The sequence below is a fragment of the Rhizobium sp. AN73 genome (assembly GCF_030757975.1).
GTDB lineage: Bacteria > Pseudomonadota > Alphaproteobacteria > Rhizobiales > Rhizobiaceae > Agrobacterium > Agrobacterium arsenijevicii.
This window is the reverse complement of record NZ_JARWME010000002.1, coordinates 2088390-2112747: the sequence shown is the minus strand read 5'-3', so window position 1 is coordinate 2112747 and position 24358 is coordinate 2088390. Positions and strand designations below refer to the sequence as shown.

21 protein-coding genes are annotated in these 24358 nt (G+C 59.9%); 13 read left to right on the top strand and 8 right to left on the bottom strand.

The window, feature by feature from the left end; translation table 11 throughout:
- Positions 1-54: 54 nt before the first annotated feature.
- The 7 genes from mnhG to RBH10_RS20310 all read right to left on the bottom strand — a co-directional run bounded on the left by mnhG (position 55) and on the right by RBH10_RS20310 (position 6539).
- Positions 55-399: a monovalent cation/H(+) antiporter subunit G gene (gene mnhG / locus RBH10_RS20340; RefSeq protein ID WP_025592428.1), complete on the bottom strand. Its 345-nt coding sequence runs from the start codon at positions 397-399 to the stop codon at positions 55-57.
- A complete protein-coding gene (locus RBH10_RS20335; protein WP_003514989.1) occupies positions 396-677 on the bottom strand; it encodes a K+/H+ antiporter subunit F in 282 nt (93 codons plus the stop codon). Before RBH10_RS20335 ends, mnhG begins: the two co-directional genes overlap by 4 nt.
- Entirely contained in the window at positions 674-1162 is a 489-nt protein-coding gene (locus tag RBH10_RS20330; protein WP_281038124.1) for a Na+/H+ antiporter subunit E, read from the bottom strand. Before RBH10_RS20330 ends, RBH10_RS20335 begins: the two co-directional genes overlap by 4 nt.
- On the bottom strand, positions 1159-2805 hold the full coding sequence (locus RBH10_RS20325) for a monovalent cation/H+ antiporter subunit D (RefSeq protein ID WP_281038125.1): 1647 nt from the start codon (positions 2803-2805) through the stop codon (positions 1159-1161). The genes RBH10_RS20330 and RBH10_RS20325 overlap by 4 nt, the downstream gene beginning before the upstream one ends.
- Positions 2802-3137: a Na+/H+ antiporter subunit C gene (locus tag RBH10_RS20320; RefSeq protein ID WP_045015144.1), complete on the bottom strand. Its 336-nt coding sequence runs from the start codon at positions 3135-3137 to the stop codon at positions 2802-2804. The genes RBH10_RS20325 and RBH10_RS20320 overlap by 4 nt, the downstream gene beginning before the upstream one ends.
- Positions 3137-6055, bottom strand: a complete 2919-nt coding sequence (locus RBH10_RS20315) for a monovalent cation/H+ antiporter subunit A (RefSeq protein WP_281038126.1) — start codon at positions 6053-6055, stop codon at positions 3137-3139. Before RBH10_RS20315 ends, RBH10_RS20320 begins: the two co-directional genes overlap by 1 nt.
- Positions 6056-6161: 106 nt before the next feature.
- A complete protein-coding gene (locus tag RBH10_RS20310; RefSeq protein WP_281038153.1) occupies positions 6162-6539 on the bottom strand; it encodes a hypothetical protein in 378 nt (125 codons plus the stop codon).
- Positions 6540-7054: 515 nt separating this feature from the next.
- Here RBH10_RS20310 and RBH10_RS20305 point away from each other — a divergent pair.
- The 13 genes from RBH10_RS20305 to RBH10_RS20245 all read left to right on the top strand — a co-directional run bounded on the left by RBH10_RS20305 (position 7055) and on the right by RBH10_RS20245 (position 20579).
- Positions 7055-8650, top strand: coding sequence for a globin-coupled sensor protein (locus tag RBH10_RS20305; protein WP_281038127.1), 1596 nt, complete (start codon positions 7055-7057; stop codon positions 8648-8650).
- Positions 8650-8949, top strand: a complete 300-nt coding sequence (locus RBH10_RS20300) for an STAS domain-containing protein (protein ID WP_013635450.1) — start codon at positions 8650-8652, stop codon at positions 8947-8949. Before RBH10_RS20305 ends, RBH10_RS20300 begins: the two co-directional genes overlap by 1 nt.
- Positions 8946-9311, top strand: coding sequence for a chemotaxis response regulator CheY1 (gene cheY1 / locus RBH10_RS20295; RefSeq protein WP_003493773.1), 366 nt, complete (start codon positions 8946-8948; stop codon positions 9309-9311). The genes RBH10_RS20300 and cheY1 overlap by 4 nt, the downstream gene beginning before the upstream one ends.
- 16 nt (positions 9312-9327) lie before the next feature.
- Positions 9328-11583, top strand: a complete 2256-nt coding sequence (locus tag RBH10_RS20290; protein WP_281038128.1) for a chemotaxis protein CheA — start codon at positions 9328-9330, stop codon at positions 11581-11583.
- 13 nt (positions 11584-11596) lie between these two features.
- Entirely contained in the window at positions 11597-12505 is a 909-nt protein-coding gene (gene cheR, locus RBH10_RS20285) for a protein-glutamate O-methyltransferase CheR (protein WP_045015140.1), read from the top strand.
- Positions 12502-13557 carry a protein-glutamate O-methylesterase CheB gene (gene cheB / locus RBH10_RS20280; RefSeq protein WP_045015139.1) on the top strand — a complete coding sequence of 352 codons (1056 nt, stop codon included), beginning with the start codon at positions 12502-12504 and terminating at the stop codon, positions 13555-13557. Before cheR ends, cheB begins: the two co-directional genes overlap by 4 nt.
- Complete coding sequence (cheY2, locus tag RBH10_RS20275) at positions 13557-13946, top strand: chemotaxis response regulator CheY2 (protein WP_003493781.1); 390 nt, start codon at positions 13557-13559, stop codon at positions 13944-13946. Before cheB ends, cheY2 begins: the two co-directional genes overlap by 1 nt.
- Entirely contained in the window at positions 13943-14488 is a 546-nt protein-coding gene (gene cheD / locus RBH10_RS20270; protein WP_045015138.1) for a chemoreceptor glutamine deamidase CheD, read from the top strand. Before cheY2 ends, cheD begins: the two co-directional genes overlap by 4 nt.
- Before the next feature lie 14 nt (positions 14489-14502).
- Positions 14503-14886, top strand: a complete 384-nt coding sequence (locus tag RBH10_RS20265; RefSeq protein ID WP_045015137.1) for a hypothetical protein — start codon at positions 14503-14505, stop codon at positions 14884-14886.
- A 143-nt stretch (positions 14887-15029) separates the two neighbouring features.
- A complete protein-coding gene (gene fliF, locus RBH10_RS20260) occupies positions 15030-16712 on the top strand; it encodes a flagellar basal-body MS-ring/collar protein FliF (RefSeq protein WP_045015136.1) in 1683 nt (560 codons plus the stop codon).
- Between the two features lie 371 nt (positions 16713-17083).
- Complete coding sequence (visN, locus tag RBH10_RS20255; RefSeq protein WP_052675361.1) at positions 17084-17815, top strand: transcriptional regulator VisN; 732 nt, start codon at positions 17084-17086, stop codon at positions 17813-17815.
- Between the two features lie 58 nt (positions 17816-17873).
- Positions 17874-18575, top strand: a complete 702-nt coding sequence (gene visR, locus RBH10_RS20250; RefSeq protein WP_045015135.1) for a transcriptional regulator VisR — start codon at positions 17874-17876, stop codon at positions 18573-18575.
- Between the two features lie 156 nt (positions 18576-18731).
- Complete coding sequence (locus tag RBH10_RS20245) at positions 18732-20579, top strand: methyl-accepting chemotaxis protein (RefSeq protein WP_306180789.1); 1848 nt, start codon at positions 18732-18734, stop codon at positions 20577-20579.
- A gap of 54 nt (positions 20580-20633) precedes the next feature.
- On the opposite strand, the gene RBH10_RS20240 is transcribed toward RBH10_RS20245, so the two are convergent.
- Positions 20634-24143: a hybrid sensor histidine kinase/response regulator gene (locus RBH10_RS20240; protein ID WP_281038130.1), complete on the bottom strand. Its 3510-nt coding sequence runs from the start codon at positions 24141-24143 to the stop codon at positions 20634-20636.
- Positions 24144-24358: the final 215 nt, after the last annotated feature.

Sequence of the window (24358 nt, the reverse complement as noted above, 5' to 3'; positions counted from 1 at the left end):
TGTGAGCATGTGAGCTCGTCGACCATATTTTAGTTCTAGACCCACAACATGTTGCTACAAATGCTCCCGGTTATCCGAATTCTGCTCCGCCCGGTCCCGATAAAGCGCGGCGCGGCCGAGTAGCATCAGGGAAACCGGTGTCGTCACCGTCACGAAGATGCCGATGAAGATCTCGTGGAAGGCGAAGCGGTCGCCGGAGACGGAGAAATAGATGATCGAGGCCATCACGATGCCGCCGGTGCCCCAGCTGGTGCCGAGCGTCGGCGCGTGCAGGCGCTCGTAGAAGCTGTTGAGCTTGGCAAAGCCGATGGTGCCGATCAGCGTCAGCGAAGCGCCCAGCAGGACGAAGAACGCCACCAGAATGGCAGCCCAGAGCGGGAATTCTGCAGCATTGTTCATTCGATCACCTCGCCGCGCATCATGAACTTGGAAAGGGCGACGGTGGAGACGAAGCCGAGGATCGCAATCAGGAGCGATGCCTCAAAATAGATGTCATTGCCGGTGCGCAGGCCGAATGTCAGCAATAGCAGCATGGCGTTGACATAGAGCGTATCGACGCCCAGCACCCGGTCCTGGGCGCGCGGGCCGATGGCGATGCGGTAGACGGAGATCGTCATGGCGATGGCCAGCATCAGCTGCGCGAGCGAAAAGGACCAGAAAAGGATAATCGAACTCATTCGAATATCTCCATCAGCAGTTTTTCATATCGGTTCTTGATGAGGCTGATCCAGGCAGCCTCATCCACATCGTCGAGAACATGAAGGAGAAGTGTGCCCTGGCTGGAATTATATTCAAGCCATGCGCTTCCGGGCGTCGAGGTCAGGATCGTCGCCAGAATGGCAAGTCCCATCGGATCGCGAATATCGAGCGGCACCGCGAGGAAGCCGGATTTGCGGTCTCTTTCACGCTGGAACAGAATGATTTTCACGACCGAAATATTCGACCGGATGATGTCGTAAAGCACGATCATGATCAGCTGGACGAGCTTGTGCCAGTTGCGGATGCGCGGTTTCGCTGGCCTGAGCGACGCCATCGCCCAGGAGGCGATGAGGGCCACAACGGTGCCGAGCAGCAGATGACCGGGCGAAAAACTGTTGATCGTCATCCAGAAGAAGATCAGCGAAACCGTCAGCAGCGGATAGGGCAGGACACGGTTTATCATGGCTGTGCCTCCGGGCTCGTTCCGGCTCTCGGGGCGGAAATGACGCCCTGAATGTAGCTTGCCGGCAAGTCCAGAATGCGCGCCGTCTCCTGCATGTAACTCATCACCGGCCCGGCCTGTATGGTCATGGCGAGCGTCAGCCCAAGCAGCAGCATGATGGGGGCGATTTCGATGACGAGGACGCGTGGCACGGTTCCTTCGATGGAGGCCCAGAAGGTGCGGATGCCGGCGCGGGTCATCGAGATCAGCGAGGCGAAACCGGCAAAGACGATCAGGAAAACCAGCCACCAGGACAGGGTGGAGACGTTGTCATTGGCACCCAGCCCCGAAGGGTTGAGAATGGCGGTCAGCATGGAGAATTTGGCGATGAAGCCGGAAAGGGGCGGCAGGCCGGCCAGGAGAATGCCGCAGGCCGCAAAACACGCGCCGAGCACCGCCATGGTGCCGGGCATGGTCACGCCGACTTCCTCTTCTTCTTCCTCATCCTCGCCCTCACCATAGGCTTCCATGGTCACGGCAAGAACGTTCGCACCCGCATCCTGCCCGCGCTCCACCAGTTCGATCAGCATGAAGAAGGCGCTGATGGTGAGTGTGGAGCTGATGAGATAATAGAGCGCGCCGGCTGCCACGGTCGGGTTGCCGGTGCCCATGGCGGCGAGAAGCGTTCCCGAGGACACCAGAACCGAAAACCCAGCCAGCCGGCCGAGCGCCTGCGATGCGAGAACGCCGATCGCCCCGAAGATGATGGTGGCGATGCCGCCGACGAGCAGGGCATCATGGCCAAACCCGGCGGATTCGCCCGCCGTCTGTCCGAAAAGCAGGAAGGACAGGCGGGCAATGACGTAGATGCCGACCTTGCTCATGATCGCAAACAGTCCGCCGACGGGTGCGGAAGCGGTGCCATAGGCGGAAGGCAGCCAGAAATTGAGCGGCCACATGCCAGCCTTGACAAGAAACGCGATGCCAAGCACCGCAGCGCCGGTTTCCAGCAACATGCGCTGGTCCGGGTTAAGGCCATCGATGCGATGGGCAAGGTCGCCCATGTTCAGCGTGCCGGTGACGCCATAGATGAGGCTGACGCCGATCAGGAAGAACAGCGCCGCGACGAGGTTGATGGCGATGTAATGCAGCCCGGCCTTGACGCGCTGCTGGCCGGAACCATGCAGCAGCAAGCCGTAGGAGGCAGCGAGCATCACCTCGAAGAAAACGAAGAGGTTGAAGAGGTCACCGGTCAGAAACGCGCCGTTGACGCCCATCAGCATCATCTGGAACAGCGAATGGAAATGCGCGCCCGCCTTGTGCCATTTCGCCAGCGAATAGATCAGCGAGGGGATGGCAAGCAGCGCCGTCAAAAGCACCATCAGCCCGGAGAGACGGTCGGCAACGAGCACGATACCGAAAGGGGCTGGCCAGTTGCCGAGCAGATAGACGCCGCTCGAAACCACCGCCGCGATCTCGGTATTGACCGTTGAGTTCACCTCGCGGAACAGCAGGATGGCGACGACAAGCAATATAACGGTCGAGGCAAGACTGATGGCGGCTTTCGCCACACGCTGGCGCTCATCGAAGAACAACAGGAGTGCTGCGGTGATCAGCGGCACCAGAATGGGGGCGATGACGATGTGGAAGGGGAACGACATCATTTCGTCTCCCTCCCGTCCACATGGTCAGTGCCGGTCAGGCCGCGGGCGGCAAGCAGCACAACGAGGAACAGCGCCGTCGTTGCAAAGCCGATGACGATTGCCGTCAGCACCAGAGCCTGAGGCACGGGGTCGGCAAGGGTGGAACTGTCGACGCCGTTGACCAGAACCGGTGGTGCATTGGTCTTGATGCCGCCGACGCCGAAGATGAACAGGTTGACAGCATAGGACAGCAGCGAAAGCCCGACGATGACCTGATAGGTGCGCGGGCGCAGGATCAGCCAGACGCCGGAGCCGGTCATGATGCCGATGCCGATTGCAAGAATGAGTTCCATTACACGTCCTCCGCTTTTGCGGCTTCAGGCGTGCGAACGCGGTAGTTACGCAACGATTGGTGTGCCAGTGCTATAAGAATAAGTACGGTGGAGCCGACTACCGTCGAAAAGACGCCAAGGTCGAACAGCAGGGCGGATGCCGTCGGCATTTTGCCGATATAGGGTATCTCCGTATATTGGAAATAGGTGGTCAGGAACGGGTAGCCGAAGTACCACGAGCCGATACCGGTTGCCGCCGCCATCAACAGGCCGAAGCCCATCCAGCGCAGCGGCAGGATGCGGATGCGATCTTCCGCCCAACGTGCGCCGCCGGCGAGATATTGCAGCAGGAAGGCGATTGCCATGGTGATGCCGGCCGCAAAGCCGCCGCCGGGCAGGTCGTGGCCGCGTATGAACAGGAAGATCGAAAAGGTGACGATAACAGGGAACATCCACTGCATCACGATGGACGGGACATAGAGATAGTCGCGGACGGTGTCGCCCTTGCTGCGGTCGGGCCGCTCCGCATCGAAGGCGTTCTGCATCTGCTGCTGTTCCGGTACCCCGATGCTTTCATGCGCGGGGCGGAAACGGCGAAGCAGCGCAAAGACGGTGAGTGCCACGATGGCCAGCACCGCGATTTCGCCGAAGGTGTCGAAGCCGCGGAAGTCGACCAGGATGACGTTGACGACATTGGTGCCGCCGCCTTCGGAATAGGCGCGCTCGAGGAAGTAGGTGGCAATGGCGTTCGGCACGGGCAGGGTCATCACCGCATAGGCGATGACCGACATGCCGATGCCGCTTGCGGCGGCCAGCAGAAAGTCACGGGCGCGGCGAAGCTGCGCGGGCAACTCGTCGCTGCTGTCGACCTTCTCGAAACGTTTCGGCAGCCATCTGAGACCAAGCAGGATCAGAACCGTGGTGACGATTTCGACCAGCAGCTGGGTGATCGCGAGATCCGGCGCGGAAAGCCAGACGAAGGTGAGGCAGGTGACAAGCCCGGAGACGCCGAGCATGATGAGGGCGGCGAGGCGGTGATATTTCGCCTGCCAGGCGGCACCCAATGCGGCGATCATGCCGATCATCCACAGGATGGCGAAGATCGGATCGAAGGTCGTCACGCGCGGCAGCGACAGTGAAACTTCCGAAAGGAAGAGCGGTGAAAAACCGGCAAGAAGTGCCACAAGGATCAGAAGTCGCAGCTGCGGCTGCAGGCGCCGCGTGCCGAGCCTGCTTTCCAGCCACCGTGCCCACTTCCAGGACACGGTGACGAGAATGCGCTCGAAGATGCGCTGGCCCCGCAGATGCCGGAAGACCGGCGGCCCGTCGTCGCAGCGCGAGAAATAGCCGCCGAGCAGGGCATAGATGGTAACGCCGCCGCCGAGTGCCGCAATACTCATGATGAGCGGCAGGTTGAAACCGTGCCAGATCGACAGGCTGTAGACCGGCGTTTGCGGGCCGAGAACGGAAAGCACGGCGGAGTGCAGGAACGGACCTATCGACAGGCTCGGAACGATGCCGACGATCAGGCAGGCAAAGACGAGGAACTCGATCGGGAAGCGCATCCAGCGTGGCGGCTCATGCGGATTGGGGTTCGGCAGGTCAACCGGCTTGGGACCGAAGAATACCGTGTGGATGAAGCGCAGTGAATAGGCGACGGCAAATGCGCCGGACAGCGTCGCGACATAGGGCAGTGCGCGGTCCAGCAGCGAGTCTGCGTGGGTTTCGACGGACTCGGCAAAGAACATTTCCTTGGAGAGGAAGCCGTTGAACAGGGGCACGCCCGCCATTGCAGCGCTCGCCGCCATGGCGAGCGTCGCGGTTGCCGGCATATAGGTATAAAGCCCGCTAAGTCGCCGCATGTCGCGGGTGCCGGTTTCATGGTCGATGATGCCCGCCGCCATGAAAAGCGATGCCTTGAAGGTGGCGTGGTTGACCATGTGGAAGATGGCCGCAACCGCCGCAAGCGGGCTGCCGAGGCTGAGAAGTGTGGTGATGAGGCCGAGATGGCTGATGGTCGAGTAGGCCAGCAGCCCTTTCAGGTCCTGCTGGAACATGGCGAAATAGGCGCCGAGCAGCAGCGTGATGATACCCGCCGCACCCAAAAGCCAGAACCATTCCGGCGTGCCCGCCAGCACCGGCCAGAACCGTGCGAGCAGAAATACGCCGGCCTTCACCATGGTGGCCGAATGCAGATAGGCGGAAACGGGCGTGGGCGCTGCCATGGCATTGGGCAGCCAGAAATGGAACGGAAACTGCGCGCTCTTCGTCAGCGCGCCGCCAAGGATGAGGATAAGCGCCGGCAGATACAGGGAATGGGCGCGGATATCGGCGCCGGCCGCAATGATCTTGTCCAGATCATAACTTCCTGCCATGTGGCCGAGGATCAGAAGTCCGGCCAGAAGGCTGAAGCCGCCGATGCCCGTCACCGTCAGCGCCATGCGGGCGCCATCGCGTGCGCCGGCGTTCTGGTGCCAGTAGCCGATCAGCAGGAACGAGAAGATGCTGGTCATTTCCCAGAAGATCGACAGCAAAATGACGTTGCCGGATAGCACTATGCCGAGCATCGAGCCCATGAAGGCGAGCAGAAAGGCGAAAAACCGTGGAATAGGATCCTGGGCCGACATGTAATATCGGGCGTAGAGGACCACGAGCAGGCCGATGCCGGTAATGAGGATCGCGAAAATCCAGGCAAATCCGTCCAGCCGCAGGGTGAAATTCAAGCCCAGCTGCGGCAGCCATTCCACATCGTATTTCAGGACGCCGCCGCCACTGACGTTCGGATAAAGAATAATGCTGCCGATGAGACCGAAGAGTGCGACGGCGCTTGCGAGGTAGGCCGGGCCTGCGGCCGCGCCTTCGCGCGGCATGAAAGCCGTTATGAGAGCGCCGACGAACGGCAATGCGACAATAAATGGTAGAACGGTTGCAAGTGTCATATGCGGCGGCGGTTTTCTCTCTGGAATTGGAGCCTACGGCGGGTTTCCGACGACTCCGATCCCTCAAGGCTCACAAGGAACCGAATGATGAGGACCGCCGGAATGACTAAGAGATAATATGCGGAGGCGCTCTTGGAACCACGCTCGCAAAGTCTCGGAAAGCTTGTGGCACGATGGCAACAGGTGTGACGGCCGGTTTGGCGTCAGCCACGATCAGCAGGACGGTCGAGGGATAGATGCCGGGGCGAAGCCCTGAAGCAGCGTCTGGGGCCTTGCAGCCGTGATCGTCGCCGGTCTTGCAATCCCTGTCGCGAAGAGAAGGGGAGTGGCTGAGGTCGGCCGTCTGCAACCGCTCAAGACGGCTGGTCTTGGATATTGCCTTGATACTGGCAGGAGCCTGAAAACCAATGATGACGAGCAGACTCGCGACCACAAGACCGATCAACACTTGCGGATGGCGCCTTGAACAGCGGCATGTCTCCATCCATAACAAGTTGGCATCTCCTTGATCGTAAAGGTCTCTTTAAAGCATCACCGCTGAGCGAATATCCCGTTGATTTGTTTTAGGGGAAGCCGGACATGCTTGTCCAGCGCACAGGCCGGAAAAACCGCCCGCAGCGCCCGATCCTTTTCGTTTTTGCCCGTTTGCGGCAAAGTAAGGGCGGCAACGGCTAAAAGCTTTTACAAATTTTACCGTTTGACGCCGGTGCCGATGTTTCTTAACTTTCAAGCAAGGAATTAACCATAAAGATTGATGGTATTTCCACGGCGGAATGGGGTTCTCTCCCCTTCCAGGCATGACGCCGCACTGCCGTACCGGGCCCGATCCGGTATTTCGTTTCTTGGTTCAAGAAGGTCAGGCAAGCGTCGATGCCGCATCGTCCGCGATGGGTATGTTCGTTCAAAAATCCCCCTTAAGGGTGCTGGCGTTCTGAACCTTGCCATTTGGCCGGGTTTTACCGGCCGTCATGTTATTGGGGTCGTCGGTTGGGGCAGGACTTGCCATCAGATCAAGCGCGGAGACCGGCAGGCGCAAGCCTGGCGGGGCGGCTGCGTTTTGCCGGCTTGGACGAGACGCAATCCGATTTCCTGCGCAATTATCGCAGCATGCTGGAGCCTTACGTCAAGGCCGGTCTGCGCGACGTAATGAACCGTTTCCAGTCCATGCCGGACTGTACGCCGTCTTTCGAAAGCGAAAACCAGCTCGACCGTCTGCATGATCTGCAATCCTCGCACTGGAGCGTGCTGACCGATGCGCGTTTCGATGGGCTTTATGCCGAGCGGGTGAAGGTTCTGTCCGACAATGCCGGCCGCATGGGGCTTGATCCGCGCTGGCAGATCGCCAGCCACGCGGTCGTTCTGGAGCATCTGCTCGGCGGGCTTATGGCCGAACACGCGCCGCGCTCCATCCTGCCCGGCAGCCGCAAGAAGAGCCGCGAACTGGCGGAAGCCGTGAAGAACGTCGTCCGTCTGGTGATGGTCGACACCGAGATCGCCGTATCGCTGCGCTTTAATGAATTGCGCCTGCGCCATGGCCGCGAGCTGGCGGAACAGCGCGACAATGACCGCTCGGAAGCCGCGAAATTGCTGGGCGAAGCGCTGACATCTTTTGCCGCGGGGAATTTGCAGGCCCGCATTGGCGGCGATGTGCCCGACGCCTACCGGGACGTCGCAGCTACTTTCAACGCAGCACTTGAGACGATCGGCGCGTCGCTGATATCCGCGCAAAACGGTATCGGCGAGGCCGAGGCACTGAGTGCGCGGTTTGCGGATATCGGTCGTTCCATGGCGGAGCGCTCCCGCGAGCAGGCTGCAGCCCTTGCCGAAACCTCCCGTGCGATCCAGGCGATGATCGGAGATGTGGCTGAAAACGGCGTCCGCATTTCGGCGGCGGAGACGGCGGTTTCCCGTGCCCGTGAGGCGGCGGTCGAAAGCGGCAAGGCAATCGGCGAGGCGATAAACGCCATGTCGGATATCGAGCAATCCGCCGAGCAGATCGGCCGGATCATCGGCACGATCGACGAGATCGCTTTCCAGACCAACCTTCTGGCCCTCAATGCCGGCATCGAGGCGGCACGCGCCGGTGACAGCGGACGCGGTTTTGCCGTCGTTGCGCAGGAAGTCCGGGCACTGGCCCAGCGTTCCGCCGACGCCGCAAGAGAGATCAAAAGCCTCGTCGGCTCCACGAAAAAGCAGGTCGAAGGCGGTGTGCACATGGTCAACCGCACGCAGGAAGCAATCGGCGGGGTCGTCCGGCAGGTGTCCGGCATCAACGACATGATCACCGAGGTCTCCCGGCATTCGGCAGAGCACGCCGGCGAATTGCGATCGGTCGCCGCCGATATCGGCGAGCAGCAAAAACAGGCCGGACGGAACGTCGCCGACATGGGCGATGGCTCCTCGGAGGCCGACGCGCTTCATACCGTCATTCTGGAACTCGGCCGCACCATTCGCGAATTCCGCATCGCCCGCCAGGGGCAGGCGGCAGCGGCCGCCGGTGCGGATCGGCAGAACACATCATTTTTGGCCCGTGGGGATAGCCGCACGGATTACGGCCAGGATTACCAACAATTCAGACGCCAAGGAGTCATGTAATGGCAGCCAGAAAAGCAGCTGAGGCGACGCTGAAACTGTCACCGGTGCTGGATCTCAACGAAGCATCGGCGCTGCACGGCAAGCTGATGACGCTGAGAGGAGCACCATTGTCGGTGGATGCGTCCGAGGTGGAACGTATCGGTGCACTTTGCGCCCAGGTCCTCATGGCCGGCGCGAAGTCCTGGGAGGAGGACGGCAAACCGTTCGGTTTTGCCAGAGTGTCCGATGCATTCGACAAGACCATGAAACTGATAGGCGTCGAAATCGATCATTTGCTCCTGAAGGAGATAAAGAAGTGAAGAAAAAAGTTCTTACTGTGGATGATTCCAGAACGATCAGGAACATGCTCCTGGTCACCCTCAACAATGCCGGTTTCGAGACCATTCAGGCCGAAGACGGCATCGAAGGCCTCGAAGTGCTCGAGCAGAGCAACCCCGATGTCATCGTGACTGATATCAATATGCCCCGTCTCGACGGTTTCGGCTTCATCGAGGGCGTGCGGCGCAACGAGAAGTACCGCGCCATACCGATCCTCGTTCTGACGACCGAAAGCGACGCAGAGAAGAAGAACCGTGCCCGTCAGGCCGGTGCGACCGGCTGGATCGTCAAGCCGTTCGATCCTGCGAAACTCATCGATGCCATTGAACGCGTAACTGCCTGATACGGGACACTTCACGATGGATATGAACGAAATCAAGGAAATCTTTTTCCAGGAATGCGAGGAACAACTCGCGGAACTGGAATCGGGGCTTCTTAAATTGAATGACGGCGACCGTGATCCGGAAACCGTCAACGCCGTTTTCCGTGCCGTTCATTCCATCAAGGGCGGGGCGGGTGCCTTCGGTCTCGATGATCTCGTGGCCTTCGCCCACGTTTTTGAAACGACCCTGGACTGCGTTCGCTCCAACAAGCTGGAGCCGACGCAGGACGTGCTGAAAGTCATGCTGCGCTCCGCCGATGTGCTGGCGGACCTGACCAATGCGGCGAGAGACGGCGGCAGCGTCGACGAAAGCCGCAGCCGTGGTCTCGTCAAGGAACTGGAAGCGCTGGCAAACGGCGAGACCGCGCCGGTGGCAGCGCCAGCTGCTGCGAAGATGCCGGAACCCGTCGCACCCAAGCCGACGGACGACAGCGGTTTCGAGCCGATCCCGTTCTCCTTCTCGGACTTTGCCGACGAAACCACGCCGTTGATGGAAGTGCCGTCCTTCCAGATCACCTTTAAGCCGCATGCATCGCTTTATTCGAAAGGCAATGAAGCAGCCCTTCTCCTGCGCGATCTGTCGCGCATCGGCGAGATGAGCGTTCATTGCGACCTGTCGGAACTGCCCTCGCTCGACAAGCTCGATCCTGAAGCGTCCTATTGCTCGTGGACGGTTTCGATCGCGACCGACAAGGGTGAAGAGGGTATTCGCAGCGTCTTCGAATTCGCCGAATGGGATTGCGATCTCGAAATCACACCGGTTCTTTCGGGTGCCGCTTCGGACGAAGAAGAACTTCCGATGATCCCGGTTCCGTTCGACCTGTCGGCTCTCGACGGTGATGCGGAAGAGGAACCCGCCGTCGTGACCGCCGCGGTGGAAGAGCCTTACGTTGCCGCGACCGTCGAGGCTGCCGTCGCAACGACGCAGATCGCCCAGAGCGTCAATGCCGCCATCGAAAAGCGCGAGGCGGCAGCAGCGCCCGCAGCAGCCCAGGCGAATGCCAATGCGGCGGCCAATGCGAGCGCCGGCCAGACCATCCGTGTCGATCTCGACCGTGTCGACCGCCTCATCAACCTCGTCGGCGAGCTTGTCATCAATCAGGCGATGCTGTCGCAGAGCGTCATCGAAAACGATGCGAGCGGAACGTCTGCCGTCAATATGGGCCTGGACGAGCTTCAGCAATTGACGCGCGAAATCCAGGACAGCGTGATGGCGATCCGTGCGCAGCCGGTCAAGCCGGTCTTCCAGCGCATGTCCCGTATCGTTCGCGAAGTCGCCGATATGATCGGCAAGCAGATCCGCCTCGTTACCGAAGGCGAGAACACGGAAGTCGACAAGACGGTCATCGACAAGCTGGCCGAACCCTTGACGCACATGATCCGCAATGCCGTCGACCACGGCATCGAAACGCCGGAAAAACGCGAAGCCGCGGGCAAGAACCCCGAAGGCACCATCAAGCTGTCGGCCAAGCATCGCTCAGGTCGTATCCTGATCGAGCTTCAGGACGATGGCGCGGGCATCAACCGCGAACGCGTTCGCCAGAAGGCGATCGACAACGATCTCATCGCTGCCGATGCGAACCTGACCGATGAGGAGATCGACAATCTGATCTTCGCTCCGGGCTTTTCCACGGCCGACAAGATTTCCGACATTTCCGGCCGCGGCGTCGGCATGGATGTGGTCAAGCGTTCCATTCAGGCGCTCGGCGGCCGCATCAACATCTCGTCACGCCCCGGTCTCGGCTCGACCTTCACCATGAGCCTGCCGCTGACGCTTGCCGTTCTCGACGGCATGGTGGTGACGGTGGCCGGACAGACGCTTGTCGTTCCATTGACGGCAATCGTGGAAACCCTGCAGCCGGAAGCGAAGAACATTCACTCCTTCGGCGCCAACCAGCGGCTGATCTCCATCCGCAACTCCTTCTGCCCGCTGGTCGATGTCGGACGCGTTCTGAACTTCCGTCCGACCCAGGCCGATCCGGTCGAAGGTGTGGCGCTTCTGGTGGAGTCAGAAGGCGGCGGCCAGCGTGCTTTGATGGTCGATGCGATCCAGGGCCAGCGCCAGGTCGTCATCAAGTCGTTGGAAGCCAACTATACCCATGTTCAGGGCATTGCCGCCGCCACCATTCTGGGTGACGGCCGTGTTGCTCTCATTCTGGATGTCGATGCCATCGTCAGCGTCTCACGCGGGCAGCCACTGAAGCAGGAAATGTCCCTCGCGGCGACGGGTTGAAAGTAGATCATTCATGGCATCACTCAATCTCAGCGACCAGCGCCAGTCATCAGATGACGTCCTTGCCAGCGGTGAATATCCGCTGACGAGGCGCGATCTGTCGGAGATCGCTGCGATGATCTACGCCGATGCGGGCATCTATCTCAACGACACCAAGGCGTCGCTGGTCTATTCCCGCCTGTCGAAACATATCCGCAATCTCGGCCTGTCCGGGTTCCGGGAATATTGCGCACTGGTGTCCTCACCGGAAGGCGCGCCGGCGCGCCGCGAAATGCTGTCGCACCTGACGACGAATTTCACCCGCTTCTTCCGCGAGAACCACCACTTCGAACATCTGCGCGACGAAGTCCTGCCGGGCCTCATCGCAAGGGCAAAGACAGGCGGGCGCGTCCGCATCTGGTCGGCGGCCTGTTCCGACGGGCAGGAGCCCTATTCGATCGCGCTCACCGTGCTCGCAATGTTCCCGAATGCGGCGGATTATGACTTCAAGATTCTCGCGACGGATATCGACCCGAAAATACTGACGCAGGCCCGCGCCGGCGTTTACGACGACAACGCGCTTGAAACCGTCTCTCCCGCCATGCGCAAGCAATGGTTCACGGAGGTGGATGCCGGTGGTCGCCGCAAATTCCGCATCGACGACAAGGTCAAGCGCCTCATCACCTTCAACGAGCTGAACCTGATGACGCAATGGCCCTTCAAGGGCAATTTCGACGTCATCTTCTGCCGCAACGTCGTCATCTATTTCGACGAGCCGACGCAGACGCGCATCTGGTCGCGGTTCGCCGGGCTGCTGCCGGAGGGTGGCCACCTCTATATCGGGCATTCCGAAAGAGTGTCCGGCGATGCCAAGAACCTGTTCGATAATACGGGTATCACCACCTACCGTTACATTGGTCACACGTCCGGGAGGAAGGCATGAGCGCGCTGGCACGGGTACTCGTCGTTGATGATTCCCCCACCATGCGGGGCCTGATTTCTGCCGTCCTCAAGGCCGATCCGGAGGTCGAGGTGGTGGGGCAGGCCGGCAACGCCATGGAAGCGCGAGCCGCGATCAAGCAGCTCAACCCCGATGTCGTGACGCTCGACATCGAGATGCCGGAAATGAACGGCCTCGAATTCCTCGAAAAAATCATGCGCCTGCGGCCGATGCCGGTCATCATGGTCTCGTCGCTGACACATCGCGGCGCCGATGCCTCGCTTGCCGCACTGGAAATCGGTGCCTTCGATTGCGTCGGCAAACCGGCTCCCGGTGATGCGCGCCCCTTCGGAGACCTCGCCGACAAGGTAAAGGCCGCCGCACGGTCGCAACACGCTGCCTACCGCGCGGGGCGTCCGGAAACCGTTGCCGCAGTGCAGCCGACGCCAGTGAGCGATTATCGCGCGGGCCGCAAAGTCGTGGCCATCGGCTCCTCCACGGGCGGCGTCGAGGCGCTGATCGCCGTGCTCCAGAAGTTTCCGGCCAATTGCCCGCCCACCGTCATCACCCAGCATATGCCGTCGACATTCACCAAGAGTTTCGCGGAACGGCTGAACCGCATCTGCGCGCCCGTCGTGGAAGAGGCGACGGATGGCGCGCGCCTGCAAACCGGCAAGATCTATCTTGCGCCCGGCGGCGAACGCCATTTGCAGATTTCCAATCGTAACGCGCCCTGCTGCCGGCTCATCGAGCGCGACCCCGTCAACGGCCATCGCCCCTCCGTCGATGTCCTGTTCGATTCGGTCGCCGAGCTTGCCGGACGCAACGCCGTCGGCGTCATTCTCACCGGCATGGGCCGCGATGGCGCGGCCGGGCTTTTGAAAATGCGGCATGCCGGTGCGCGCACCGTCGGCCAGAACGAAAAAACATGTGTCGTCTACGGCATGCCCCGAGTGGCCTTTGAGCTTGGCGCCGTCGAACTGCAATTGCCGTTGGCCTCAATCGGCGAAGAAATCCTGAAACTAACCACTGCCCGCAAAGAAGGTGCTGACTAATGTCTCTCGCAGAAAAGATCAAAGTTCTGATCGTCGACGATCAGGTGACCAGCCGGCTGCTGCTCAGCGATGCGCTGACACAGCTCGGCTTCAAGCAGATCACTGCCGCTGGCGATGGCGAGCAGGGATTGAAGATCATGGAGCAGCAGCCCCATCATCTCGTCATCTCCGACTTCAACATGCCCAAGATGGACGGTCTCGGTTTCCTGCACGCCGTGCGGGCCAACCCCACCACCAAGAAGGCAGCCTTCATCATTCTGACCGCGCAGGGCGACCGCGCGCTGGTGCAGAAGGCAGCGCAGCTCGGCGCGAACAACGTGCTGGCCAAGCCCTTCACGATCGACAAGATGCGTGCAGCCATCGAGGCGGTTTTCGGATCGCTGAAATGATTGAAGCTGCGGCCAAGCGCGTACATATCATTCAGGGCGAGTACAAGGTTGTCAGCGATCCCGACGTGGTCATGACGACGATACTCGGTTCGTGCGTGGCCGCCTGTCTGAGAGACCCCGTTGCCGGCATCGGAGGAATGAACCACTTCCTGCTGCCGGGAACGGGCAATGTGACCGGGGGAGATGCGACGCGTTATGGCGTGCATCTCATGGAACTCCTGATCAACGGCCTTCTCAAGAAGGGCGCCCGCCGCGACCGGCTGGAAGCCAAGGTTTTCGGCGGTGCGAAGACGATTGCCAGCTTCTCCAATGTCGGCGAGCAGAATGCCGTCTTCGCCATGCAGTTTCTGAAGGATGAAGGCATTCCGGTCATAAGCTCCTCCACGGGCGGGGATCATGGCCGTAAGATCGAGTTCTGGCCGGTCTCGGGCCGTGCGCGGCAGCATCCGCTGAGCGGCGCGGAAACCCAGAAGACGGTTGCTATGGAAACGCGTCCGGTGCCGGCACCCAAGCCCGTCGCCAACGACATCGAATTTTTCTAGTCACGGAGTTTCCAATGCAGATTGCAAACAACACCGGCGCCACTCCGTTCGAAGAAGCCTTGCCGGACGTTCTGATGCGCGTGGTATCGGAACTGCACGATGTCGCCTATCTGATCGAGCGCATCGAGCCGCAATTGCTGGAAGTGACCAGCGGCGAATTGTCCAGTGATGGGGTCAAGCTTCTGCAGGGCATCGACCTTGCCGTTCAGAAAACCCGCGGTCTTGCCGAGTTCATCGATACCGTCACCGGCTCCATTCCCGGTCATTGGATTGTGGATGTCAGCACGGCGCTCAGTCTCGTCAAGTTGGCCGAAATGCAAAAGGCGCTGGGCGCAGCCTTCCGCCACGGCCATTCCCAGCCGCTCGACAAAGCCTCCGGCGACTTCGACCTGTTCTAGACGGCATTCCGGCACCATTCATCCTCGTGGTTCCGTCCTCTTCCCAGATTGCGGGAAAAGGCAACGCTCGCGCAAGCTTCGCACCCTATTGTCATTACGGGGCCAAAAGGTCTCGGACTCTATGAATGACGGTGCGGAACAGAATGAATCTGTTAAATCAAATCCCTCAGGTCTTGAAGAATTTCGCGGCACTGGGTCAGACACGCCTGCTGATGCTGGGCGGTGTGGGCATTTTGTCCATGGCCGTTATCCTTGCAGCAGCGCTTTACGTGAACCGTCCGGCTTACGAGACCCTTTATGTAGGGCTTGAAAAAAGCGACCTTAACAAGATCAGCATTGCGCTTGCCGAAGCCGGTCTCGACTTTCAGGTCGGAACGGATGGCGCCAGCCTTCAGGTTCCGGTCGGGCTCACCAGCAAGGCGCGTTTGCTTCTGGCCGAGCGCGGCCTGCCTGATAGCGCCAATGCCGGTTACGAGCTTTTCGACAATGTCGGCTCTCTCGGCCTGACCTCCTTCATGCAGGAGGTGACGCGGGTTCGCGCCCTTGAGGGTGAGATCAGCCGCTCCATTCAGCAGATCGATGGGATTGCGGCCGCACGCGTCCATATCGTCATGCCTGACGTCGGCAACTTCCGTCGTGGCGAGCAGAAACCCACCGCATCGGTCATGATCCGCGCCAATGCTACCGCCGGGCGCAAGGCGTCCGCTTCCATCCGTCACCTCGTCGCATCGGCCGTTCCCGGCCTTGAGGTCGATGACGTGACCCTGCTCGATTCGACCGGCCAGCTTCTCGCTTCCGGCGACGACGTCACCAATGCCGCGATGAACCGCTCGCTGACGCTGGCGCAGAACGTTCAGCAGGAAATCACCACCAATATCGACAAGGCGCTGGCGCCTTTCCTCGGCATGGACAATTTCCGCTCGAGCGTGACGGCGCAGCTCAATACCGACAGCCGGCAGATTCAGGAAACCGTCTACGATCCGGAATCGCGCGTTGAACGCTCCGTCCGTACGGTGAAGGAAGACCAGAAGTCCCAGGAAACGCAGCCCGATACGGCCGCGACCGTGGAACAGAACGTACCGCAGGCAGCGCCCCAGGGCGGCGGTGGCGGCCCGCAGTCTTCCGACCAGTCGGCCAAAAAGGAAGAGCAGACCAACTACGAGATCAATTCCAAAACGGTTGCCACGGTCAAGAATGGCTACACCGTCGAGAAGATTTCCGTCGCCGTGGTCGTCAACAAGGGTCGCATTGCCAAGATGGTCGGTGAACCCGTCGATCAGGCCAAGATCGACGCCTATCTTGCCGAAATGCAGAAGATCGTCACCTCGGCTGCGGGTATTTCCTCCGATCGCGGCGATATCGTCACGCTGACCGCGATGGACTTCCTCGAAACACAGCTGCTCGACGAGGCCGCAAGCGGTCCGGGCGTCATGGAAGTGTTGAGCCGCAATTCGGCCGGCATCATCAACTCGCTCGCCTTCGTTGCTGTCGCTTTCCTCGTCGTCTGGCTCGGTGTACGGCCTCTGGTCCGCACGGTTGCCGGCAGCGGTTCGGCGGCTGGCCAGATCAGCCAGGAGACCGCAGGTCTCGAATTGCCGGACTTCTCTCCGGGCATGGATGCTGGTGCGGGTGGTCTCATGGAAGGCTTCGGGGCGGATTTCGGCTTCGACAGCACCGACGATCTTCTGGCGGGCGGCGACAGCGAAGGCACCTTCAACCGCCGGGTTCGCGAAGGACCCGAACGCAGGCTCTCCCGCATGGTGGAAATCAGCGAGGAACGGGCAGCCAAGATACTTCGCAAATGGGCAGTGGAAAAAGCTGCGTGATTTTGAAAAAGGCCGGGTTTACCCGGCCTTTTGCGCATTTTCGGGTTTTTTGATATCCTTGTCTCGCGCGCGGTCGCATTCTCGTTTCGGGACACTGTTTACAAAAAATTCAGCAACGATACAGTTTGCTGGGAATAGGCTGAGAATGCCGTTTATGGATTGGTCAGCTTTTCAGTATGTTTTTTAGGAATAGACGAACAAGGAAATACGTGGAAAGGCTGGTGTCAGGTAATGGCAAATCCCAGTCCGTTCCATAAAATGAAGTGATTCGGTCTCCGGGGGCTTGCCGTCCCATTTTGGTAAGCTTCTCGAATGGAATGATTCCATCCCGAGGTATAATCTCCCCACTGGGAGCAAGAGGGCGTAGGCGATTGAAAGTCGATGTTGATATCCGCAGGCTGTCTGCCAAGCCTATGGAGGGCATGGGTAAGCCCTTGCCGCGCGACCAGCTTGCCAAGAACGTCGCAGCCACGGCTGCCGCCGGTAACGTTGCAGGCGCGCTGGATTTGCTCGTAACCTACGCCGGCGCCTCGCATTATCTGCTGGCGCGGGAGGACCTCCTCGAAGAAACCGGGCTGAAGTTCATCGTCACATCCGACTGGCCTTTCGATCTGGTGCGCAGGCTTGGCGCGGAGCTCGCCAACAGCCAGAACAGATCGAGCGAAATGGAAAAGTGCCTTTCGCTTCTGCAGCCGCGATTGCTCGTCCTTCCCGACGACGTTTCCGTTCCCTTTGGCATCGACCGGCAATATTCGGCGCTGTCCTTCTGCGTGGGCCGCATCCGTCTTTCGCTCTTGCTGCTGTTTCCCGAACATGCGGTTCCTTCGCCGGAACGTCTGCGTGAAATCGCCCTGCTGACGGGTTATTGCGTCAGCTTCGGCATTGCCAGTGAAGCAAAGGCTGTGCGGGACATCGATCTCACGGAGCGTGAGCTTGAGTGCCTGTTCTGGATCGCGGAAGGCAAGACAAGCGACGAAATTGCGATGATCCTTGGCATTTCTCGCAATACGATCAATAATTACATCACAAGCGTGATGCGGAAAACCGCAACGAAAACCCGGTCGGAGGCAATCGCCTACGCCGTGCGCAACAACCTCGTATAAATGGTCGGGACCGATGGTACAGACGAAAGATAATGAGGGTATGGGTCAAAGCAGCGGGATGTTTTTCCGCAGCCCTGTGGTGACGAGCCGGTCGGACCTGTTTCCGAAGCTCGTTGCCATGCAGAAGCTGGTCGGCGCACGCAATTTCGTGGTGACGAAGGCTGCCGCTTCCGGCTTCCCCAACAAGAAGAAGCTGACCTGTGAGCTGGAGAACTGGGGCATGAACGCCGCGGAACAGAGCGCGCAGTTCATCCGCGCTGTCGGCGATATTCTTCTGGATCATATCGAGACGTCGCTGCTGCCGGTCATCTGGCGCAACAAGAATGGCGGCGGATTTGCCGATCTTCCCGACGTGCCGGCTTTGCTGCGCCGGATCGAGAACGACACATTACCCTATGCGGGACTGGCTTTGCCGGTGCGGTTAGGCACCATTGGTAACGGTTACATTGTTTTCTGCGGCACCAACCTCGTTCTCGACAACGAGGTCGTCATCGAACAGCACATCAAATGCTGCGAGATCATGGTCGACATGCTGGCGCTGGACGAGCGCAAGGCAGCACCCTCGGAAGCCTTGAGCGAGAGGGAAATCGCCTGCCTGCAACTGGCGGGTGATGGCCGTATCAGTGAAGAAATCGCGGTGAAGCTCGGGCTTTCCGTGCATACCGTCAACGCCTATCTCGGCTCGGCGACGATCAAGCTCGATTCCGTCAATCGCATTCAGGCGATCGCAAAAGCAATCCGGCTTGGCTACATCCATTGATGGCGGACGGGGCTTTCCCGTCTCGCAAGTCTGGCCGTCTTCGGCCGGTTGATCGTGGTATCTTTGCCGGGAAAGCGCGACCGCGCAGGTCATTTCGCGTTTTTTAACAGTTGCCAACTAGAACTGTCATAAGTTTTGGCTTTGGGGAACTGTTTCATGCACAACCGGCTCTTTAAGTCCGTTGCGGGTAAGGTCGTCGCGCTGACGATCGGCCTGATCATGCTCAGCATCGCGGCAGTTGGTTTTTCCACCTACATGCGCTTGAAGGATAATATCATCACGACCGCGTTGCGCGATACCCATAGCGCAATGCGTGGCATGGCGATCCTTTACGAGATGAAGGTCGGTGGCGTCGCCCTCGACATGGGTGACGGAGACCTGAAGAGCGTCAACCGTGCCAGCATCGGGACGCTACGCGATAACGATCTTGTCGACCGCACGGCGGCTGGAAACGGCGGCATCGCCACCGTTTTTGAAACCAAGGCCGGCGAATTCGTCCGTATCACCACCAATCTGAAAAATGAACAGGGTGAGAGAGCGGCAGGCACCAAGCTTGCCACCGATCATCCCGCTTTCGAAAAAGTCTCCAAGGGCGAGGCCTATTTCGGCACCGCCACGCTTTTCGGCACCAATTACATGACCGGTTACATGCCGGTTCTCAACAAGTCCGGAGCCACCGTCGGCATTCTTTTCGTTGGCGTGCCCATGGCCGTTTACGAAGCCCAGATATATGGCCTGCGTGACCTGATGCTGATCTGTGGTGCGCTCGCCATGGCCGGCGTGGGGCTGCTCGCCTATTTCGTCATCCGGCGTACCCTGCAGCCTTTGAGCAAGCTCACCGATGCGGTGAAGTCCCTTTCGGATGGCAATCTCGATACGCCGATCCCCTATGCCACCAATACCAATGAATTCGGCAACATCGCCCGCGCTCTGGTGATATTCCGCGAAAATGCGCTTGAAAAACTCGCAATCGAGGGCAAAAGCGCCGAGGAACGGTCCGCGGCGGAGACGGAACGTCACCGCAACGATCCTGAGAAGCAGGAGCTGGACAGCCAGATCGAATTTGCGGTCAGCGAGATTGCGTCCGGTCTCGGCAGGCTTTCGCGCGGCGATCTCAGCCGTACGATCGAGACGCCCTTTAATGGCCGTCTGGATCGGCTGCGCACGGATTTCAATGAATCCCTTCTCAACCTGCGCGATGCGCTGGGCCAGATCCGTGAACGCACCCTGATTATCCAGCATAGCGGTTTTGAAATCGAGCAATCGTCTGTCGATCTTTCGAAGCGCACGGAAAATCAGGCAGCCTCGCTGGAAGAAACTGCAGCCGCTGTCGAGGAAATCACCGCAACGGTCAGATCGTCGGCCGAGCGGGCGCGGGAGGCCAATGAGGCCGTTCGCATCACCAAGCAGAGTGCAGATAGTTCCGGTTCGGTCGTCAGCAATGCCGTTGACGCCATGGGCCGTATCGAAGGCGCCTCGCGCAAGATAGAGCAGATCATCGAGGTCATCGACGACATCGCGTTCCAGACCAACCTCCTTGCGCTCAATGCCGGCATTGAAGCGGCGCGTGCGGGCGAGGCGGGCAAGGGTTTTGCGGTCGTGGCACAGGAAGTGCGCGAGCTTGCGCAACGCTCCGCCGACGCGGCCCGCGAAATCAAGCAGCTCATCAACCAGTCGACGCAAGAGGTCAGTTCCGGATCGAAGCTGGTGCAGGAGGCAGGCACTGTGCTTTCCGCCATCAGCCATCAGATCGTCGCCGTCAGCCAGCATGTCGAAACCATTGCGACAGCGACGCAGGATCAGTCTTCCGCGCTCCACAACGTCAACGGTTCCGTCAACCAGATGGATCAGATGACCCAGCAGAACGCAGCACTCGCTGAACAGTCTAGTGCTGCCAGCAGGGTACTGTCGGGCGAAGTGGAAGCGCTGCTCGATCTGGTTCAGCGTTTTCAGATGGAGCAGGGCTCGGCGACCGGCAAGGATCGCTACAGCCAGGCGGCCTGATATCTACATTTTGAAAGTCAAAAAGCTCCCGGATCGCAAGCTCCGGGAGTTTTTTTATTCCGCCGCCGCGCGGGCCGTGCTGGATATCTGGTTGATGTAGGCACGCAGCGCTGCTGGCTTGACTGGCTTGTGCTGAACGGAAATCCCGTATTTCTCCGCATCGCTGCGCACTTCCGGGCTGCGGTCTGCCGTCACAAGCAGGGCAGGGATCGTTTTGCCGTAAAACGTCCTGATGAGGCGGATGGCGCTGATCCCGTCGCCGTCATCAAGATGGTAGTCGGCTACGATGATATCAGGCGCCGCCGACATGCTGAGGAACGGTTCTTCCAACGCTGCCACGGACCCTGCGGGCAAGACCTCGCAACCCCATCCCGTCAGCAGTAACGTCATGCCCTCAAGAATTTTCGGTTCGTTGTCGATGCAGAGCACCCGGACGCCGGCAAGTCGGTCGCTTGCCGCCGGATTGGCGATCCCGCCGCTGGCCTTGGCGGGGGGCAGGCGATCCGCCTCACGCGGCAGGTGGATGCGGAATGTCGTGCCCTTTCCGGGTGTGGAAATCAGCTGCACCGGATGGTGCAGCATGCGCGACAGCCGGTCGACGATGGAAAGGCCAAGTCCCAGGCCGGAGGCCGTTTTTGCCCCTTCATCCAGTCGGGCGAATTCCTTGAAGACTGTGCGGAATTTGGATGCGGGAATGCCGATGCCGGAATCCGTCACCTGAATGACGACATCGCCACCCCGGCGGCGCGCGCCGACGACGACCTTGCCTTTCAGCGTATATTTGATGGCATTCGAGACGAGGTTTTGTATCAGCCGTCGCAAGAGGTTGGGGTCCGAGCGAACGGTGAGCGAGGTGGGCATGACCACGAGGTCGAGGTTCTTTTCCTGCGCCATCGGCGCGAAATCGGTCTCGATGCGTTTCAGCAATTCGTTCAGCGGCACGGGTGCCATACGCGCCTTCATCGAGCCGGTGTCGAGGCGGGAAATATCGAGCACCGCGCCAAGAATGGTCTCGACCGATTCGAGTGCCGAATCGATGTTCTGCACGAGATCGCTTTCCCCCGAGGCACCAAGCCGTTCGACCAGCGAAGAGGAATAGAGGCGGGCGGCATTCAGCGGCTGGAGAATGTCGTGACCGGCGGCGGCGAAAAACCGCGTCTTGCCGATATTCGCCTCGTCGGCGGATGCTCTTGCCTCCGCCAGCTCGCGGTTGACGCGGGTAAGCTCGACGGTGCGTTCCGCCACGCGCTGTTCCAGCGTCTCGTTGGCCTGTTTCAGTGCCTGGTCGCTCGCGACTCTCTGGGTGATGTCGGTGAAGGTGGCGACGATGCCCTTGTCGGGCATGGTGTTGGAGCGCACCTCGATGATGCGCTCGCCACCGCCAAGCACCAGCGAGAATGGCAGATCCATGGTCAGGAAACTGGTGATCAGTTGCTCGGTGTCGCCGGCGGGCATATCCCCGCGCTCCTGCAACATGGTGACGATATCCGTCAGCGGCACTCCCACCTGCCCGAATTGCTCGGGCAAATCGAGAAGGGTGCGGAAGCGTCGGTTCCAGATCGTCAGCTGCTGCGAGCTGTCGAAAACGGCGATGCCCTGATCCATCTGCGCCAGCGCCGTTTGCAGCATGTCCTGATTATATTGCAGGGCTTCACTTGCCTGATCGAGCAGCCATGCGGTGTCCGCGCTGGTATCTTCCGCCTTCTGGAGAATGATCGAGAGCACGAGCCGGGCGGAGGAAGAGCCGATGGCGCTGCCCAGCAATTGTTCGGAGAAATGGATCAGCGCCATATCGGCGGGCTGGTCGTCGTTGAGTTTCCTGCCCGCCGTCTTTTCATAGGTCGCCAAGGAACGCAGCATGCGCTCCTCGCCGAGATAACGGGCGATCGCGCTCTTGAGGTCGCCGACGCTGACGCGGGTTTTCCAGCCGCGCGTGGCAAATTGCGATTTCGAGTGACGCTTCACGAAGATGCCGGACTGGATGCGTTCAACCGGCCGCGGATTGCGCGAGAGCGAGCCGAGCACAAAGGCCAGACTATTGACGAGCAAGCTCAGAATGACCGCATTCACGAATGGATCGGCTTCCGGACCGTTGAAGACCGTGCTGCCGGAAAACAGGAAACCGAGAACGGTGGCCGCGACCTCGGAATTATCAGGCCCGCCGAAGCTCGGCAGAAACAGCAGATAGGCCCAGACGAAAAAGCCCGAACTCAGGCCGGCAATCGCACCGCGTGCATTGGCGCGCCGCCAGAACAAGCCGCCGAAAAGGGCTGGGGCCATCTGTGCGATCGCGGCGAATGCCAACAGGCCGATGGAGGCAAGTCCGGTAGCGCTGTCGGCGGCGCGGTAATAGCCGTAACCCAGCAGCATCACAGCGAAGATCGCCGTTCTGCGGATGTTGAGCAGCGTTTTGGCAAAATTGTCCCGGTGCGGCGAGCGGTTCAGCAGCTTCTGCCGCAAAAAGATCGGCATGACGATGTCGTTGGAAATCATGATCGACAGCGCGACCGAGGCGACGATCACCATCGCAGTCGCTGCCGAAAATCCACCGATGAAGGTGATCAGCGACACCACCGGCATCTGGTGTGCGAGCGGCAGCTGCAGCACGTAGAGATCGGCATCGCCATTTGTGCCGAGGGTGAGAATGCCGGCAAGCGCGATCGGCAGGACGAAGATGTTGATCGCGATCAGATAGAGTGGCAGCAGGAACCCCGCCATGCGCAGCTCTTCCGGCGTGCGGTTTTCAACCACGGTGACGTGGAACTGGCGCGGCAACAGGATGATGGCGAAGCCGGAAAGCAGGGTCATCACGATCCAGCGGCTGATGGGCGTATGATAGGATATTGCCCGCATGGCCTGTTCATTGCCGGAGGCGAGCTGCCACAGATGCGAGGGGCCGTCGAAGAGGACGAACAGGACGTAAAAGCCGACGGTGCACATGGCGACCAGCTTGACGAGCGACTCCATCGAAATGGCGAGGATAAGCCCGTCCTGATGTTCGGTGGCATCGGTGTGGCGGGTGCCGAACATGACGGCAAAGCCCGCCATGACGATGGTGACGAGCAGCGGCAGGTCGAGGAAATAGAGGTTGCCGCTACCGATGCCATAGTCGCCGGGATCGACCATCGTCGCCACCGAGCTGGAAACCGCCTTCAATTGCAGCGCGATATAGGGAATGGCGCCGACGAGCGCGATGATGGCGACGATCATCGCCACGGTGGAGTTCTTGCCGTAGCGGGCGGCAATAAAATCCGCAACCGATGTCAGCTTTTCGGTTTTGGCAAGCTCAACGATGCGGCGAATGATCGGCATGCCGATGGTGAAGGCAAGGATTGGACCGGTATAGATGCCGAGGAACTCCAGCCCCCTGTCGGCTGCCAGCCCGACGCCACCGAAATAGGTCCAGGATGTGCAATAGATCGCTAAGCTAAGCGCATAGACAAACGGCCGCCCCTTTTTCGGGGCGTTTCTTCTCCGGCTGTTCCTGTCCCCATAACTTGCAACCGCAAACAGCAGCAGGACATAAGCGAAGGCCGAACCGAATATGATCCACCCAGGAAGCACGCATCCTCCCCATGCAACAATCCCTGAAAATGAGCATAGGCGAATTCCGGGCCATTGAGAATGAGCGCGGTCTGATCATAAAGTTCAAGATGAACGTGTAAAAAGCCTAATAAATGCAATCTTGACGAATTCCAAATGGGACAAGGAACCTATATGGTTGAACGTGTAGGGACAGTCACATAGCTTCAGCTCGCGAAGCAGGAGAGAGGGACCAT

Coding starts and splice junctions, on each gene's coding strand:
- mnhG (WP_025592428.1), bottom strand. CDS start 399: ATGAACAATGCTGCAGAATTCCCGCTCTGGGCTGCCATTCTGGTGGCG.
- RBH10_RS20335 (WP_003514989.1), bottom strand. CDS start 677: ATGAGTTCGATTATCCTTTTCTGGTCCTTTTCGCTCGCGCAGCTGATG.
- RBH10_RS20330 (WP_281038124.1), bottom strand. CDS start 1,162: ATGATAAACCGTGTCCTGCCCTATCCGCTGCTGACGGTTTCGCTGATC.
- RBH10_RS20325 (WP_281038125.1), bottom strand. CDS start 2,805: ATGATGTCGTTCCCCTTCCACATCGTCATCGCCCCCATTCTGGTGCCG.
- RBH10_RS20320 (WP_045015144.1), bottom strand. CDS start 3,137: ATGGAACTCATTCTTGCAATCGGCATCGGCATCATGACCGGCTCCGGC.
- RBH10_RS20315 (WP_281038126.1), bottom strand. CDS start 6,055: ATGACACTTGCAACCGTTCTACCATTTATTGTCGCATTGCCGTTCGTC.
- RBH10_RS20310 (WP_281038153.1), bottom strand. CDS start 6,539: ATGGAGACATGCCGCTGTTCAAGGCGCCATCCGCAAGTGTTGATCGGT.
- RBH10_RS20300 (WP_013635450.1), top strand. CDS start 8,650: ATGGCAGCCAGAAAAGCAGCTGAGGCGACGCTGAAACTGTCACCGGTG.
- RBH10_RS20290 (WP_281038128.1), top strand. CDS start 9,328: ATGGATATGAACGAAATCAAGGAAATCTTTTTCCAGGAATGCGAGGAA.
- cheR (WP_045015140.1), top strand. CDS start 11,597: ATGGCATCACTCAATCTCAGCGACCAGCGCCAGTCATCAGATGACGTC.
- cheB (WP_045015139.1), top strand. CDS start 12,502: ATGAGCGCGCTGGCACGGGTACTCGTCGTTGATGATTCCCCCACCATG.
- cheY2 (WP_003493781.1), top strand. CDS start 13,557: ATGTCTCTCGCAGAAAAGATCAAAGTTCTGATCGTCGACGATCAGGTG.
- cheD (WP_045015138.1), top strand. CDS start 13,943: ATGATTGAAGCTGCGGCCAAGCGCGTACATATCATTCAGGGCGAGTAC.
- RBH10_RS20265 (WP_045015137.1), top strand. CDS start 14,503: ATGCAGATTGCAAACAACACCGGCGCCACTCCGTTCGAAGAAGCCTTG.
- fliF (WP_045015136.1), top strand. CDS start 15,030: ATGAATCTGTTAAATCAAATCCCTCAGGTCTTGAAGAATTTCGCGGCA.
- visR (WP_045015135.1), top strand. CDS start 17,874: ATGTTTTTCCGCAGCCCTGTGGTGACGAGCCGGTCGGACCTGTTTCCG.
- RBH10_RS20245 (WP_306180789.1), top strand. CDS start 18,732: ATGCACAACCGGCTCTTTAAGTCCGTTGCGGGTAAGGTCGTCGCGCTG.